The 16,718-nt window shown below is 54.3% G+C and carries 10 protein-coding genes; all 10 read left to right on the forward strand.

The genetic code is table 11. The annotated features are described in order from the left end of the window. Positions 1-64 precede the first annotated feature (64 nt). From CCANI_RS01095 to CCANI_RS01140, 10 genes are read left to right on the forward strand one after another with little or no spacing between them, the layout of a single operon-like run. Positions 65-1,756, forward strand: a complete 1,692-nt coding sequence (locus CCANI_RS01095) for an AMP-binding protein (protein ID WP_146324267.1) — start codon at positions 65-67, stop codon at positions 1,754-1,756. Further along, the gene (locus CCANI_RS01100) at positions 1,756-7,653 is read left to right on the forward strand and encodes an alpha/beta fold hydrolase (protein WP_146324268.1); all 5,898 of its coding nucleotides are present in this window, start codon (positions 1,756-1,758) and stop codon (positions 7,651-7,653) included. Before CCANI_RS01095 ends, CCANI_RS01100 begins: the two co-directional genes overlap by 1 nt. Further along, positions 7,650-8,696 carry a saccharopine dehydrogenase NADP-binding domain-containing protein gene (locus tag CCANI_RS01105; RefSeq protein WP_186750224.1) on the forward strand — a complete coding sequence of 349 codons (1,047 nt, stop codon included), beginning with the start codon at positions 7,650-7,652 and terminating at the stop codon, positions 8,694-8,696. The genes CCANI_RS01100 and CCANI_RS01105 overlap by 4 nt, the downstream gene beginning before the upstream one ends. A gap of 9 nt (positions 8,697-8,705) precedes the next feature. Then, a complete protein-coding gene (locus CCANI_RS01110; protein ID WP_146324270.1) occupies positions 8,706-9,668 on the forward strand; it encodes an ATP-binding cassette domain-containing protein in 963 nt (320 codons plus the stop codon). Continuing rightward, complete coding sequence (locus CCANI_RS01115; RefSeq protein ID WP_146324271.1) at positions 9,665-10,420, forward strand: ABC transporter permease; 756 nt, start codon at positions 9,665-9,667, stop codon at positions 10,418-10,420. Before CCANI_RS01110 ends, CCANI_RS01115 begins: the two co-directional genes overlap by 4 nt. Positions 10,421-10,424: 4 nt before the next feature. Next, the gene (locus tag CCANI_RS01120; RefSeq protein WP_146324272.1) at positions 10,425-11,168 is read left to right on the forward strand and encodes an ABC transporter permease; all 744 of its coding nucleotides are present in this window, start codon (positions 10,425-10,427) and stop codon (positions 11,166-11,168) included. Beyond that, on the forward strand, positions 11,156-11,842 hold the full coding sequence (locus CCANI_RS01125) for a class I SAM-dependent methyltransferase (protein WP_146324273.1): 687 nt from the start codon (positions 11,156-11,158) through the stop codon (positions 11,840-11,842). The genes CCANI_RS01120 and CCANI_RS01125 overlap by 13 nt, the downstream gene beginning before the upstream one ends. Then, the gene (locus CCANI_RS01130) at positions 11,839-13,515 is read left to right on the forward strand and encodes an ABC transporter ATP-binding protein (protein ID WP_186750226.1); all 1,677 of its coding nucleotides are present in this window, start codon (positions 11,839-11,841) and stop codon (positions 13,513-13,515) included. Before CCANI_RS01125 ends, CCANI_RS01130 begins: the two co-directional genes overlap by 4 nt. Further along, a complete protein-coding gene (locus CCANI_RS01135; RefSeq protein ID WP_146324275.1) occupies positions 13,512-15,257 on the forward strand; it encodes an ABC transporter ATP-binding protein in 1,746 nt (581 codons plus the stop codon). Before CCANI_RS01130 ends, CCANI_RS01135 begins: the two co-directional genes overlap by 4 nt. After that, a complete protein-coding gene (locus CCANI_RS01140) occupies positions 15,217-16,149 on the forward strand; it encodes a cutinase family protein (protein WP_146324276.1) in 933 nt (310 codons plus the stop codon). Before CCANI_RS01135 ends, CCANI_RS01140 begins: the two co-directional genes overlap by 41 nt. Positions 16,150-16,718: the final 569 nt, after the last annotated feature.

The raw sequence follows: 16,718 nt of genomic DNA on the forward strand, positions 1-16,718 counted from the left end.
TCGGCTCCCATAAATACCCATAAACCAGCGCCCATGAAAACAATAGTTCGACAGGAGGATCGCTATGGAGCCACTGCGTTATGCGCACTTTCTTGATGTGCTACTCGCCCACGAAGGCGAAGAAACTTTAGGGATAACCTTTATAGATTCACGAAGTGAGGAGTTTTATCCGTATGGGCAGTTAGTGAAAGACGCTGCTGTACTCGCGTCTTACCTCGCAGAATTGGGCGTTCGACGTGGTGACAACGTCATCATCCAAATTGAAGATAACAAGACTCTGGTACAAGCGTTTTGGGCGATTGCGTGGCTTGGTGCGGTGCCTGTCCCCCTTGGTGTGGCGCGCGATGCGCGGAGTGAACGGCTATTGTATTCCGTGTTTGAGCTCCTCGATTCGCCGTGGGTGCTTCACGCCGCAGAGCTCCCGCTTGGGCACGAAAAGATCGGCGATCGTCTCGTGCAATTCGAGGACATTGACGCCCTGCGTGAACGAATTGGTGAGCTTTCAACTGTTGCTTTTCCTCCCGTGCAGCTTCGTGGTGAGGAAACCCGAGTCATCCAGTTTTCTTCCGGTTCTACGGGCATGCCTAAAGGGGTGATCGTAACCGAAACTAATCTACTGGTTGGCTTGCAATCGACGGTTCCACGACGGCCAGCGAAGCTGCAAAACAAGATGCTTAGCTGGATGCCGCTCACACACAACATGTCAATGATCGGATTTCTCGTGTACGCGGTGTTTTCTGGATATCCACTTGCGCTGTTGCCGACCAAGTTGTTTGTGATGAATCCGGCGAGTTGGTTATATGCGATCGATCGGTTCCGCCCGACTATCACCGCTGCGCCCAATTTCGCCTTGAAGCATCTGCTTACCATGCTTCAGGCACGGCCAATTGCGGCAAATAAGGCGCCAGACTTGTCGTCCCTGCATAAGCTCGTGTGCGCGTCCGAGCCCATCAGCTTGGATTTAGTAAGCCAATTTGAATCCGCGATGGCTGGCTATGGGTTGCGTAAAAGCATTTTTGTATCGGGATACGGACTTTCCGAAGCGTGCCTCACGGTGGCTATGAGCGAAATATATGAGCCGTTGAAAGCCATCACCCTGGATAGGTCGAGAATCGCACCGGGGGCAACGGTCGCAGATATCACGCTTGAGGTTTCTCAGGGCGGAAGTGCATTTGTCAGTGTTGGGCAACCCGTTCCGAACCTCAAGGTCACGATTTGTGATGAGTCGGATAATGATCTTGCGGAGGGGGTAATAGGCGAAGTGTGTCTTGCGGGCGCTGCAATAACCGATGATGCGTTGACTGCACAGGGCAGGCAGAAACACCCTACAACGAGCTACGGCGCACTGAAGACGGGCGATATCGGCACGATTATCGACGGGGAGCTCTATATCATCGGCCGCATTAAAGACATAATCTTTATTGGCGGGAAAAACTACTACGGCAATGACTTGGAGCAAAGCATTGAGCAGAAATTCCCTGTTCAATGCGTTGCCGGTGGGTACACCAACGAAGTGACTGGCACGGAGTCTGTGGCGATATTCCTTGCGCCTAGCCAAACTCCTGTTAATCGGGAAAATGCTGCGCTCACCGATGCAGAGCGAGATGAGCTGTCGCACCAAGTTCGTTCCACATTAATGAAGGAGCTTGGTATTCCAGTAGACCGGATTTTCTGGGTTGACAGTATTCCCCGGTCAGCCACCGGCAAAAAGCTGCGGGGCGTGCTGATGTCTAGCCTGATAGAGGTGAAAAACTGATGAACGTAAGCGTGTCGGCTCGTGCCCTTGCGGAGAAGGTTCGGCAAATACTCACTGAGGTTTCTGGGGTGGATTTGGATGAGAAAGACTTTGTGCTGAAGAACTCAATTCCACATTCGGTGACTTTATTGCATTGTCTTCTGGGTATAGAGAAAGAATTCAATATTCAGCTACCTCTTGAAGACATTCGTTATGACTATCGTTTTTCCGAGCTTGTTGATCTAGTCTGCGCGAACCTCGACGAGGCGACGGTCCTAGGTGTTGAGCAGGATCCTCAGATGGGAGATGTCTGGGCAGACACGATTCCGCTGAACCAGATACAACTTGCTTACCTGTTTGGAACAAGCAAAGAGTTTGAGCTGGGCGGAACTGCAACGTATGTGTACTTTGAAGCCGAATACGATGCACCAAAAGAGCAGGTCGCGGAACATTTGGACTATTTGGTCTCCCGTCATTCGGCCTTCCACTATGTGCCGGACCTCGAGTCTGGGACGCTTACGCGCACAGAATCTCCACAGGCAGTAATACAAGTTCGCGATGGCATCGACGAGAGCGATTTGCGCGCGGAGCTCGAAGGCAAAGCGGTTCGATCATTTATCGAAGAGCCTGGTGCAATGCTGGTAGTAGCTGGAGAAAAGAAAACCAAGCTATTCGCTTATTTTAATATGGTCGTTTTTGATGCCGGTTCCATCTACGTCTTATTAGGCGAATTAGATCGGTTGATTGCTGGGAAGGAGCTTCCCCCCGTACTTCAGTGCGCGGAGGCAGTGGGGGTAGTGGCAGCTAGGAAGCAACGATTCGATGCTGCGGAGGACTTACGGTACTGGAAGCGTAAATTGCGCGATTTCCCAGAGCGACCAAATTCACTCGTGCCGCTGTTTGGAGAAAATGCGCCATCGATGCAGAGGGTTAGTTACCAGTGCTCTCCAGATTTGGTTAAGACGCTGGAACGAGTAGCTAGTGAGATGGAATGTAGTACATCCGCACTGATCCTCGGCGTGCATACGAGCGTGGTCAGCCGATGGCTGAATCAACCCGAAATTCCCTGGAATGTCACGGTAACAGATCGGGTGTTTTTGCCAAATCAACCTTGTCTCGGAGATTTCACGTCTTCGATGCTGATCTCAGGGCGCAGCGCAGCAGGCTCGAACCTTGCTCAAACGGTAGTCGAAATTAGCGGGGATATTCGAGAGGGTTTGCAGCATCGAGGCGTCGGCGGAGTGGAGTTGTTGCAGTGGTTGCAAGATTCCACAGAACGACGGCTCGCGCGCTGCCCGCTCGTCTTCACGAGTTATCTTGGAGGAGCTCAACGTAACACCGCGCGTGTAACTCACGCTTCGTCACGCACAGCACAGGTTGCTCTTGACGTCCAAGTTATGCCGACTGGTGATGGTATTGCTTTGTCCTGGGATGTGGTTGAAGAGTACTTCCCCGCATACCAGCGCATGTTTGATTTAGTGCTGCAGCAATTGGAGTCGCTAGGTCGGTTCGAAGCTAGTGCTATGCCGGTGCCAGCGGTGGACGTGCAAGCTTGCAAGCACGATCGTCGATACAACGCCACGAAGCGGGAATACCCCGACGTCACCCTAGTGGATCTCGTGCGCGACTCTGTGGAACGCGCACCGAATGCGGTCGCGGTGATTGATGTTGCTGGGTTCGAAGAGGCCATGACGTATACCCAGTTATGGGAAGCATCTGGGAGTATTGCCCAAGAACTCGAATTACACGGTATGTGCGTAGGCGATCGTGTTATTGTTCGCTATACACGAACCGCCCAGGATATTGTCAATGTGCTTGCCGTGGTGCGAGCAGGTGGCGCATATATTCCAGTTGATAGTCAATGGCCGGAGGTGCGTAGGCAACACATCCTGACACAAGCGGCGGCGTTTGCGGAGCTCTATGGTACCGCGATCACTTACACCGGTTCGCATCCGCAAGAGACAGCACGCTTGCGCCGAGGTGGTGTGCAGCCAGAGGATCTTGCTTACATAATTTTTACCTCTGGAACAACTGGTGCGCCGAAGGGTGTGGAGACCAGCCATCGAGCGGTAGTAAATACGATACATAGCTTGATTCAGGATTTGCAGCTCACCTCCGAGCATGCCTTCCCAGGTCTTTCAGCACTAAGTTTCGACTTGTCCGTATTTGACGTCTTTGCGGCGTTTGCGGTAGGTGGACAGCTTGCCATAATTCACGATAACCGTGATGTGGACGAGATCATTGCGTGTTTAGAGCACCTTGACTCTATCGGTAGGCAGATTGTTTGGAATTCAGCGCCAGCATTGCTTGAATTGCTACTCCTGCGCTTAGCTTCAGATACAAAGATTCAAAGTGTGCGTGTGGTGATGCTGAGCGGGGACCGGATTGGAACGAATGCTGTACGCAATACTCGTAAGCATTTTCCGCAGGCTCGTTTTCTAAGCCTTGGAGGTGCCACCGAGGCGGCAATTTGGTCCATCTATATGGACATTGGTGATGATTCCCTAGACAACGAAACACCTTATGGGTTCGCGATGCCGAACCAAAGCATGCACGTGCTTGGTTACGATCATCAACCGGCCCCGATCGGAGTTGTCGGCGATATCTATATCGGTGGCGTGGGCTTGGCGGTCTGTTATAGTGGCTCACCTGAGCTGACTCAAGCTGCCTTTATGACCATTGATGGTCAGCGTAGGTACCGCACTGGGGATCGCGGGTACGTTTCAGAACGCGGCTATATCTGCTTTGCCGGTCGTGAGGATAATCAAGTGAAAATCCAAGGTTTTCGCGTTGAGCTCGATGAGATTCCTCAAGCCGCGAAGGCGTCGTTGGTGGCTCGGGATTGTGTGGCCATGGCAGTAACCCACCGTAGCGGCCAAATTGTGCTCGCTGCCGCCTTTGTGCCGACAACAAATGAAATCGGGGAATCGGAATTCCAGAAGGCGTTGTCGCAGCAGCTACCGAGGTATATGGTCCCAACATTGGTGCTGCGTCTTGACGCGCTGCCAACCACTGCGAACGGAAAGCTCGATTACAAGGAGATACGCAGTCGTTTCGAAGCTGCCTCGCAGGCGAACGCGCAGCACAATGCAGAAACCGTGTTTCATGCTCAACAGGTCGAAGTTGCGCAAATCTGGGCCACCGTTCTTGGCGTGCCGGTGGGTGCACTGGCGCCAAATCGCACCTTTTTCGAAGCAGGCGGAGATTCTCTGAAGTTCCAAGAGATGTTGACGTTGTTACGCCAGGACCTCGGTTTCCGCGCGTCGTTTCGAGACCTTATTGTGCATCCCACGATCGAGCGTATTGCGCAGATGTTAGAGGGCTCAGAAGAGATAAGGCCCGTAGCCCAGCAGGAATCAGAATTCCAGTTAGCAGTTCAAGACTACGGGGAAGATCCGTACGCACCGTTCCCGTTGACTGATATGCAAATGGCCTATTTCATTGGCCGTGATGAAGGCTTTGCTTTGGGCGGTGTGAGCGAGCACTATTATGTGGAAACGCTTGCAAACGTGGATTTAGCGCGCCTAGAACGAGCGTTGAACAAGCTTATCGCTCGCCACGGTATGCTTCGTGCGGTACTACTCGCGGACGCGACGCAACGGATACTCCCCACCGTGCCGTACTATCACGTCAAGGTAACAGATCTGCGGCCAGTGGATGATGCCGCAAAAACCGCCGCGCTGCAAGGACTTCGCGACAGGCTCAGCCACCAACTTTTTGATGTACACCTCTGGCCCCTGTTCGCTCTAGAGGCGGCGAGACTCGATGACAGCATGTATCGATTGTTCTTTAGCGTGGATATGATCATCGGTGACGGGATGAGTCAGCGGTTGTTTATTCAAGAACTCAATGCCTTGTACGAGGGCGTCGAACTTCCAGAGCTCAATGCATCGTTCCGCGATTATGTTATTGCAGATACCCAGCGGCGCGTCCACGGGTGGACTGGTAATCGGGAAATCCTTGATATTACTCAAGAGCTTGTTTCGTACCCAGCGGGTAATTTCCTACCCCACTTGCAGGCATCGGCCGAGGTAAGTCAGGTACGCATGCGACGCGCCGCAGATATTTTGGACGCTGCAACGATGGCTGGTTTGCGGCTTCGTGCTGCGGAGCAGGGCGTTTCTGTGAACACATTGTTCTTAGGTGCGTACATGGCAGCGCTAGGGTTGTGGGCGACTACCGAACGCGTCGGTGTCAATGTCACTACCTTTAACCGGCGTGGCGAAGTGGGCGAGCACCACGGCGTATTTGGGGATTTCACCGGCTTGGTATTGCTGTCTGCTGATGCGATTGAGGCTCAGCGTCCGACCGAATTCTTGCCACGGTTGCATAATTTGATGTTGTGTCATCTTGCAGCAGACTATGCAGGGGTGAAGGCGGTTACCTCTCTTGCCGCTTCCGCTGGTCTGGTGGGCGATGCGGTGGCTCCGTTCGTTTTTACTTCGCTGTTGTTCGACGTCCCAAAGGAAGAGCACTTAGGTCCGAGTGTTGCCTCAGCTAACGCGCTCGGTGAGGTAGTGTATGCAATCTCACAGACACCGCAAGTGCTTATTGACAACCAGTTGCTGCAAAGAGGCGACGAGGTCAGCGTAGCCTGGGATTACGTACATGAAGCTTTCCCTTCGGGCATGGTCGAAGAGATGTTTGAACGCTACGTTGCCTGCGTGCGGGCGTTGGCTGCTAATCCACATGGTGAGTACCCGCCTGTCGAGCCGACGTGCGCCGCACAGTTAGGCAAATACGGGGCCCACTCAGCTGCTTATCGACGTCCCGTTCCTACCGTTACCACGCCAGCTGCAGGTGATTTGACCGTTGATGATGGAATCTTGCAGGTGGTCACGGAGATGGTTTCCACGCGCTGCGCTGGTTCGGAAAGTATCCCGCAGGATGTGAATCTCTTGGAGCATGGGCTCGATTCCCTCGGCTTTGTTCAATTGATTCGTGATGTGGAGCAGCTTTACCACGTGCAACTGCCCTTGGCATCGGCATTGGCACAGCCGACGACCGCTCGTATCGCAGATTTGGTGAGTGATGCTCGCGGCGAAGGTGGTACCGCAGGCCAAAGCCATCGCATGCAATTGTTGCGGGCGCGGCGGGGAGACGGCGGCGCAGTTGACGACTATGTGGTGTGTGTTCATGGCGGTTTCGGCTCAATAGATGTTTACGGTGAACTTGCTCTCCATGCCCCAGATAATGCTGAGGTCTGGGGATTGGCATATCCGGGATTGAAATACAACTATCCACAAGCGACAGACTTGAGGCAATTAGCAGCAGATTATGCGGAACTGATCCGCCAAGAGCTTCCCGCTAACGCCAAAGTAACAATAGTTGGCTGGAGCCTCGGTGGTTCGATAGCGCATCAGCTAGCGGGAGAATTGCAAGAGGCGTTTGATGTTTCAGTGGCGTTGCTTGATTCGCTTGCTCCAGGTATTCAAGTAGAGACGGCATTGGATTCCACGGAGCGTGGACAAGCATTGTTTGAAAACGTTGCTGCGCGAGTGGGCATAGTCCTACCAAAGAAAGATTTCACCGATGCTGGTTGGTGGGACGCATTAGTGGATAACTGCCAAGCTGTGGGCAAAGAATCCGCATTCGTATACGAGGTAGCCAGGGAGATCTCTCCGTCGCTGGTTGCTGATCTCGGCCTTGCGGGGCAATCCGTGACTATCCGAGAATTCAATGCGTTGCGTAGCCTGCTGGCTGCGCGAAATACATTTGTTCCGGCAAAGAGAATTGACAGTGCAATTCTGGTACTTCCTCGTGATGGGGAGGCACGCAGTTCCAAAGGCTGGGAACGTTATATCGGATCGGTGCAGACCATAGACTGCGAAGGAAATCACTATTCCATGCTTTTGGGTGAAGGTGCCATTTCGACCGCAGGTCTTATCTGGGACTTAGGGAAAGGCCGAGGAAATTGAATGCAGCACAGCAACGCAGCATATTGGTGATCGGTGGAACCGGCATCACTGGAAGAAAAGTCGAACGATACCTTGGACAGTATCTTCAGCAACCGGCACGAATCGACGTGTCATCGCGGCACGCCAGTAAACTGGCCAATCACCGGATTCTCAATCCAGAAGACCGTGCAGCAAGCGTGGCAACCATTTCTGACTATGATTTGGCTATCATATGTGCTGGTCCCTTTGAAAAACTGGGTGCGTCAATCCATGAACTGTGTGTTGAAGCCGGAACAAACTGCCTTGATGTAAATGATTCCATCGATGCGGCGCGGGTTATTGCAGAGCTTCACGAGTCCGCGATGGCGAAAAATGTACGTGTCATAACCGGTTGTGGTCTGAATCCTGGAATTTCGACCGCAATGCTGTGCCGCTGGCGGGAATATAACATCGTTGATGTCGTAGAACGCTTGCGTAGTGAAGCTGGGGAAGCTGGCGCAACAGCGATGCATTCCCTGCTGCTGACGCTTGCCAATGGGCACCGCTATCTAGCTCACGGTGCGGAACTCCACAGCTCGCAACCGGATATTGAAGCTGGAGCAGCCGGTTACGAAAGCCCCGATATTGATGGTGCTCGACGAATATGGCCAGGCGTACAGGGCTTTCAATACCGTGTGCAGTTTGCGGGTCTACCCGAAAATAGTGTGCGTACCCTGAGCTCCCGAAAGATTTATAAACGACCTCTGGTGCAGGTAGGTCTTTCCAAGCTGCTCGCTAAGCTGGCGCGAACTCGAGCCTCGAAAACGACCGTACCCTCGGCCTCAGTGTTTGAAATCGTGGCTCGCGATAGCGGTGGGGGTACGTACCGTCAATTGCTTCGCGGTGCGGGTTCGTACGAATTGACCGCATTTGCAGCTGCCCAATGCGCCGTGTGGATGTTGCGCAATGAAAGGGAGTTACAAGGCGGGGTGCACAGTATCGATCGTGTCGAAGGTTTGGATGACTATTTACTTACTCAGCTGCAGCAATGTGCACTGGCAACTATTGAAGAAACACGGAAGTGAGGACATGCGATGACAATTCCAGTATTAGTAAGGGATTTGCATAAAACCTATAAAGCGGCATCGAAAAATGTCCCGGCCAAACATGTGTTGCGTGGTTTGTCTTTTCAGATCGATCGTTCCGGAGTGTTTACCTTTTTGGGGCACAATGGAGCGGGGAAAACCACGCTGATAAAGATCCTTTCCACATTGCTTTCCGGTGATAGTGGGGAAGCGATTATTTGCGGATTCGATGTGGCCAAGCAACCGGCAAAAGTGCGCGAAATCATCGCTTTGACTGGCCAATACGCCGCCGTTGATGAACAGCTTACCGGCCGCGAGAACATTGAGTTCTTTGGTAGGTTGCGGGGATTGCGAAAAAAGGACGCGGCAGCTCGCGCAACGGAACTTTTAGGGTCCTTTGAGTTGGCGCACGCTGGGGATCAACCCGTCAGCTCTTATTCCGGCGGTATGCGACGCCGGCTTGATATCTCCGTTTCCCTAGTTACGCCGCCCAAAGTGTTGTTTTTGGATGAGCCGAGTACTGGGCTTGACCCAGTCAGCCGGAACGAATTGTGGGCATTGATTCGGCGGTTGACGGAAACCGGAATGACGATCATTTTGACCACTCAATACCTTGAGGAAGCCGACGCGCTTTCTGACCGTATTTTTGTACTCAAAGATGGTGTTGTGGCGCTTGAGGGAACTCCTACCGAGCTCCGGCACCAACTCGGGGAATCCGTGTTGCGGCTGCGTTTCGATGGTGACCAGGCGGCGTTAGCTGCATGCGACTACCTGCGCGCGCTGGGCGTGGATGTTGGAATTTCATCGGATAATCCGAGCATCTTGGTGGTTTACTCCCGCGAATTGATGGCACCGGAGGTTATCCTTTCGCGCCTAGCGGAAGCGGATCAAAGGCCAGCAGAGTTTTCGCTGGCGGCCCCCACCCTTGATGAGGTGTTTATCCAGCTCAATCGGGTGGAGGAAGAACAATGACGCAATCACCAGCTATCGCGGCGGAGATTGCTGTTCATTACCGCCGAGGGTTGACGCTGTTGAGCCGGAACAAGGCGTCACTCGTTTCCGCCTTTGTGGTACCTACCTTTTTCTTCTTGTGCCTGTATGGGGTGTTTCATCATGCTGCAGATCAGGCTGGTATGGACTACACGGCGGTTGTGTTGGGGGGATGCTTGTTCCAAGGGGCCATGTTTTCCGCAGCGGCATCTGCAATGGTGGTCGCCCGAGACATCGACGATGGATTTGTGATGCGCGTGGCGGCGACCTCTCGTTCGCTGGTGCCATACGCCGTGGGTCGACTGCTCGTTGATTGCACTCGGGCGCTCGCTTCCAGCGTTGTTCTTATCTTGATTGCTATGCTGCTGGACTACCGTCCCACTGTGGCCGAGTTTGCGGTGGCGATTGGTGTGACCCTGCTGGTTTCGCTGGTGTTGGCTTTGCTGGCGGATTCCATTGTGTTTGTGAGCAAACGGCCCGTAGCCGTCGCGAGCGGGATCCAATCATTTGAAATGCTTGCGCTGCTGTATTCCACCGCGTTTGTGCCTGCGGACGCTTTGAGCGGAACAACAAAAACTCTGGTCACATATTCCCCAGTGAGTCCGCTCGTGGAGCTTATCCGATACGAAGACATGGGGAGCGGGCGCGTATGGACGGCGATCGCGTACGCATCAGTTGCGCTGTTGGTGGGAACCGTGGTGCTGATTCAAGGCACCAAGAAGAAGGAGTGGTAGGACGATGCTGACGGTTACTTGGGTTCACGCATTACGAATCTTGCGCACCTGGTTCCGCAACGTAGGCGACATTATCTTCTTAGTAGTAGTGCCGGTTGCGCAGCTGTATATTATCGATGCGATCTTTGGCAATTTGGTAGACCTATTCACCGCCTCCTTTAGTATTGATAAGGCCACGGTTCTTACCGCAGTTTCGTGGGCATTCATTTTGGTTATCACCTCCGGAGGCACGATAGTTTCAGAACGGCGGCGTGGGCTACACGACAGGTTTTGGGTACAACCACAAGGTTTTTACCCCGCGCTCCTAGGGCGTTGGTTAGCCGAATTCCTACGCGCCACGCTTTCCGTGGCTATCGTTTGCATTGCTGCAACTCTGTTCCTTGAAGCAGACCTTGTGCAAGCTTTCGGTTGGAAGTTTGTTCCAGTGCTGTTACTGGTATGTTTTGCCAGCTCGGGTATTGCCACTGTCATTGGGTTTAGCGTTAAGGACACGCAAGGCGCGGTAGCCTTTGTGCCACTGATCGTGGCGGCAATGTTTCTGAATACCGCTATGATGCCCGCAGACTCGTTTGGCGCGGTGCTAAAACACATTGTTGAATACACGCCGATTTCTGCGATTGTTCAAGTGCTCTTGGATTCAGAGTCGCCGAGGAATTGGGCGCTGTTTGTGGCCTGGGTAGGCGGATTCATAATCCTAGCGTTTTCTTCCATAGCAATGAGCGGTAAGGGGCAGCGATGGGCACATTAACCAATTGGCTTTCAAATACGAGCCTGTATTTGAAGTACTATGAGCGCAGCATACACCCGCGGTTTATAAGGAAGTATGCGCGTCAAGAACTTGGACATGAACAGATTTACCAGCGGTTGATCCAATTGGCAGGGGATCGTCGATGTGACAAGGAACAAGGAAGAATTGGCGATTTAGCTTGTGGAACCGGCTGGTATTCACGGGCATTGGCCCAAGATCCGCAGCGGCAGCAATGGCGAATCGTTGGATTGGATCTTTCGCCTAGGGCTGTGGCTTTTGCGAGGCAGAAAGCAAAGGAAATCCTTTCTCCGGCTGAGGTAGCTAGGGTGCGGTACGAGATTGCTGATCTGGCAAAAGGCGATCTCACTGCGTACGGCGAATTCGATGAACTTTGGTTATGCGGTGCGATTCATCAAATCCCAGATGCGGCAGAAGCATTGCGTCAAGTCTCTGCGATGCTTGCGGCGCACGGGAATGTAATGGTGCAAACATTTCTCGATCATCCTGATATCGATGAAGCGATTGATCGTGCAGCGCTCGCCAAGTTCGGGCACAGGATCTTTGATAGCGACGAATGGGCAGAGTTACTCGCAGGGGCTGGCTTTGCGCCAGTCGCAGCGCAGCAGTTCGGGCTCGTACATCTCACCGTGTTGGGAAAGAAGGCAGGCGCATGACAATTTTCAATGAACTCAGGGGCAAGCTGGGGATACTGATTGGGTTATCGCTGGTTGTGGCCGTTCTGACCGTGGTCCCTTTGGTGGCCATGCTCTGGCTGGCGGGGGATCCCAGTCGCCGTAATACTGCGGTGATTATCCTGTTGGCGGCGGTAATTCTTCGCCATTTCCTGCACGGTGCGACCGGATTGTATTCGCATCGCGTGGATAACGATTTTCAGTTGAGTATTCGGCGGAAAATGGTGCGTCATTTGCGCAATGTGCCGCTTGGCTGGATCGAACATCGACAAAGCCAGGGCATAGTCGCGCTGGTGCAGCGGAGCGTTTCCAGCGTGCATCACCTGATCGGGCATGCCCTGCACGATACTGTGCAAGCTCTGGTGGTTCCGCTGCTGTCCTTGGGCTTTCTGTTTGCTATGAGTCCACGCATGGCTGGGATAGCCTTGGTGCCGATCTTGGGTGTGGGAATCACCATGTCGATCATGCTTTCGGTGGGCAAGCAGCGGCAGCAGCGTCACGATGACACTTTGACCGAATTCACTGGCGCGGTGGTGGAACGCGCCCACGGAGCGGCGTCGTTTGCGCTTTACGACGAAGACGAAGCCGCCGCAGGAAGGCTGAAACGCGCTGGTGGAGAGTATATTGACGCTTGGAATTCCTGGTCCAAGCAATCCTCTTGGTACCTGAGCCTTATCGATCTATTTGTGGCACCGATCACGATTATGTTGCTGATGGTCTCGGCGGCAGATCTTGAATCGGGGTTGGTGCAACTCACCGCCGGCCTCGTGCTTGGCTTGGGCATTGCGGCACCGTTGCTGAATTTTGCGGCGAGTTCGCAAGCGTTATCGAGTGGCATCGCGGCGGCGAAAGAGATCGAAGAAGTCCTTGCCGTCGAACCTTTGCCCGTGCCCGAATCGCCCGCCACGCTGCCGCAAAGCGCATCGGGCAGGGTGGAATTCAAACAGGTGACCTTTTCCTACCCGACCGCCCCCGATGGCGATCCAGCGATAGCCGACTTTTCGTTGGTGTTGGAACCGGGCACCACAACCGCTCTGGTGGGGGCGTCCGGGAGCGGCAAAACGACGCTGGTCCGGCTGCTTGCGCGGTTTCACGACGTCGATAAGGGCGGCGTATTTATCGACGGCGTGGACGTACGCGAGCTGGGTATGCGCGACGTGTATCAAAACTTGGCAATCGTGTTTCAAGAGCCGCAATTGCTTTCCGTTTCTATTAGGGACAATCTGCGTCTCGGTGCGCGGGGCGAACCCAGCGACGAACAATTGTTTGAAGCCGCGGAAAAGGCATGCATTGCGGATTACATTCGCGGACTAGAACATGGGCTCGAAAGCGTGATCGGTGTGGACGCCAACCCCAGCGGTGGACAGGCGCAGCGTCTCAGTATTGCGCGGGCATTCCTGCAGCAGCCGCGGGTAATCATCCTCGATGAAGCGACGGCGTTCACCGACCCAGAATCGCAAGCCGAATTGCAGCAAGCGTTGAGCAATTTTGCCAAGGGGCGGACCTGCATTGTTATTGCGCACCGCCTCCGCACGATCGCCGGAGCTGATCAAATAGCTGTTCTAGAAGCCGGTAGGCTCGCCGAGATCGGCACACACGATGACCTGCTGCACGCAGGCGGAATCTACACGGACCTGTGGGAGAAACTGGCATGATACGGGCACTCTTTCGATTACTGGAAAGCCTTGGTGATGCGGGCAAGACCGCACGAGGCAATGTGGTTGCGCTGTTTATCACTGCGGCGCTCGGAGCCGTGTGCGAAGGGTTGGCGTTTATCGCGCTGATTCCGTTGTTCACGCGGGTGCGTGCCGGGGAAGACGTCGGCCAGCTCATGATCCTTTTGCTGTGCTTGCTTGGCGGGTTCATCGTGTTTCACACCGCCTCCGGGCAAATCGGTCGTCGAGCCAGCACAGGGATCCTCGCCTCATTGATTCGTATATTCGAAGGTAGGCTGCGCACATTGCCGGTGGGGTACTTTGGGCCCACCACAACGGGTCGCTTTATTGAGCTCGCGGGGTCTGGAATCAGTTTTTCCGGTGCGGTGGCCTCGACCGTGATTCGGCCGGTAGTTGGAGCAATTGTGACACCCCTGGTACTGGTGTGCGGATTGCTGTACTTTATGCCGCTGGTTGCCGTGGTGTGTATCTGCGGTCTGCCAGTCCTGTACTGGGCATATCGAGCGGTGGCCCGCGCAGGGAATGTGTCTTCGAAAGAATTCGAGGCTGCCAGTGCCACAACCTCGACTCGTTTGACAGAGTTTGTGCGCGCGCAAGCCGCTATCCGAGCCGCCGAAGTACGCGAATCCGGAGACGGATCTATCGCCGACGAAGTAATGGATGACGCGCTACGCGCCCAGCACCAGGCGTTTGGCAATGCAACGGTAACCCAAGGCACAGCGATCGGCAGGATGACTACCCTTGCCCAAGCCGTCATGGTAGCTGGCGTGATCGCTGCGGCGGTTACCGATGTGCAATCGGCGCAATTCTTGGCGCTAGCGGTGGTTTTGACTCGTATTATCGATCCGATCATTGGTGCGGGAACGCTTCAAGGCGGATTTGGGCAAGCCGCCTCTACGCTAGAACAACTCGAGGAATTAGCGGCAGTACCAGCGCTCGCTGAGCCCGAAGACGGCTCGGTGGCAGATATTGCGCGCGGCGCCGACGGCAGCACCATAGCGTTGCAGCACGTGGATTTCGGATATGGGGAGAAACAGATACTCCACGATATTTCATTTACCGCGGAACCTAGCACGGTGACCGCTATCGTCGGCCCTTCTGGGTGCGGGAAAACCACGGTGTTAAAGCTTCTGGCACGTTTCGTTGATCCTTGGGACGGCGAGGTTACCTTAAACGGTGTGCCGTACCCGCGCTGCGGAAGCGGTGAAGTGCGTAAACACATCGGTGCGGTATTCCAAGACACCTATCTGCCGGGGGCGAAGCTCGCCGATGCGCTGCGAATCGCTGACCCGCAAGCCAGCGAGGCCGAATGCCGAACCGCACTGCATCAAGCAATGCTTGGCGACGAGTTGAGGTTGGAACAAAACATCGGAGAGGGTGGGTCGGCGCTATCCGGAGGCGAACGGCAACGCGTGTGCATAGCCCGTGCCCTCCTCGCCGACCGGCCGGTTATCCTATTCGATGAGCCCACCGCATCGCTGGATTCTTACGCGGAACGCGGGGTGATGAACCTCATTGCGGATCTCCGCGCCGGCGGAAAAACCATCATCATGGTGGCGAACAAGCTATCTACCGTGGTGGAGGCCGACCAGATTGTAGTGCTCGATGGGGATGGGCGAATCGCCGACTGCGGTAGGCACGACGAACTGATGGTGCGTTGTCAGAGTTACTGTCGCGGCGTTGAAAAAGAACAACAAACAAGTAATTGGAGGCTGGTATAAGAACCAGTTAGGGGTGTGCCAAAACACTATGAAGAAAATAGCAGCAACGCTCATGGCAATGAGCACAATGGTCCTAGGATGTGCGTACAATGCACCGCCAGTTCAGGCCGATGAACAGCAGCAATGCCCACGGATTGAGATTGTCGCCGCGCGCGGTACCTCGGAAATTGGCATTGGGCCCCAGCAATATGGCTCGGCAGCAAGCAATGGTTTTGAGGGCAAGGTATTGAGCAGGCTTTTACATTTTATAGAGCAACGATATGGGCCGGAGATTTTTGATGGAGTAGCGATAACGGGGATCGATGATACCGTATATCGTGCCGAACCAATAGTGCCCGATACGGTGGGTGAACCTGGGCCGCCAAATGCGCGAAAAGAAGCTGCTTGGGAGCTTATCCAAAAGTACGGCCCCATACGAACAATCGTCGAGCCGATCGCACGTTTCATGCGCTCTGCCTTTGATGGAGCAGCGGCGGTTCCGGCTGCAATGGAAATGAAGGCGCAAGATACGGGGTGCCGTGCTCAAACAATTGTTCTTGGGTATTCCCAAGGAGCGATTGTGTTGCAGCCTTATGAGTTGCAATTAGCCCGTGAAGGAAGGCTCGTTGGGACGCTTATGATTGGTGACCCACAATTGAAAACCGGGCAGGTAAATTTTGGGCAGCCGGAACATAATGGCGGATTATTTGCGGGTTCGTCGTCGGAACCGCAACAACTCGTGCCAAGATTCGAATACTGCAAGCGCAACGACTTCATTTGCGATACTTCGCTCGATGTTGCCGATGGGCTGGATGTTCATCAATCCTACTTTGATCCGCAAATGATGCGGGATGCTGATGAGGAGGCAGTTGCGGAACTGTTGGCGCAGTGGGTGAGGGAGGGGAAACGATAGGTAAGGTCAATGTCGCTGTGTCCTTATCTTATGGTTGTGCAGGAACACCGTCGTCCCTGAGCCCAGAGAATTCTGGCCCGCAAATCACCGCATCACTCGGTGCGTTGGTGAGGATCTGCCTGGTTTTCTGCCGTTGCAGATGTGCCTGAGGCAGATGTAACACGGCGGTTTGGTGTTCCTGCAGAAACACCACCGTGCGACGACCGGCGTGTCGAATCTGCCTGACCGGGGTTTGTGGGCCGATTCCGGCTCTCAACTCGCCACACCACTAGGTGTGGTGGTGAGTATCTGCCTGCTGCGTGTGCCGTGGCAGATCTGCCTGAGGCAGATACGACGCGGGCTGTGTTTCCCCAAGCAAACTCGGCACAAAAATCAGGCAGATCCCGCGCAGGCCAGGCAGATATGACGTGGCCAAGGAGAGGGGCGTGTGCGCTGCGGGGTGGCAGGGCGAGCGCGATGCGAAAAATAGGTTGGGAGTGCGCACCGAGTTCCGCGCTCAGGCAGATTCGACATGCCAGCCATCCAATGGTGGTATTTCCGCAGGACGCCGATCCTGCCCTGTTAGATCT

Origin of the sequence: Corynebacterium canis (genome assembly GCF_030408595.1) — a bacterium.
In the GTDB taxonomy this organism is placed as follows: domain Bacteria; phylum Actinomycetota; class Actinomycetes; order Mycobacteriales; family Mycobacteriaceae; genus Corynebacterium; species Corynebacterium canis.

What these genes read in the sequence shown, in the direction of transcription:
- CCANI_RS01095 (WP_146324267.1), top strand. Translation starts at nt 65, where the DNA reads ATGGAGCCACTGCGTTATGCGCACTTTCTTGATGTGCTACTCGCCCAC.
- CCANI_RS01100 (WP_146324268.1), top strand. Translation starts at nt 1,756, where the DNA reads ATGAACGTAAGCGTGTCGGCTCGTGCCCTTGCGGAGAAGGTTCGGCAA.
- CCANI_RS01130 (WP_186750226.1), top strand. Translation starts at nt 11,839, where the DNA reads ATGACAATTTTCAATGAACTCAGGGGCAAGCTGGGGATACTGATTGGG.
- CCANI_RS01115 (WP_146324271.1), top strand. Translation starts at nt 9,665, where the DNA reads ATGACGCAATCACCAGCTATCGCGGCGGAGATTGCTGTTCATTACCGC.
- CCANI_RS01125 (WP_146324273.1), top strand. Translation starts at nt 11,156, where the DNA reads ATGGGCACATTAACCAATTGGCTTTCAAATACGAGCCTGTATTTGAAG.
- CCANI_RS01120 (WP_146324272.1), top strand. Translation starts at nt 10,425, where the DNA reads ATGCTGACGGTTACTTGGGTTCACGCATTACGAATCTTGCGCACCTGG.
- CCANI_RS01135 (WP_146324275.1), top strand. Translation starts at nt 13,512, where the DNA reads ATGATACGGGCACTCTTTCGATTACTGGAAAGCCTTGGTGATGCGGGC.
- CCANI_RS01110 (WP_146324270.1), top strand. Translation starts at nt 8,706, where the DNA reads ATGACAATTCCAGTATTAGTAAGGGATTTGCATAAAACCTATAAAGCG.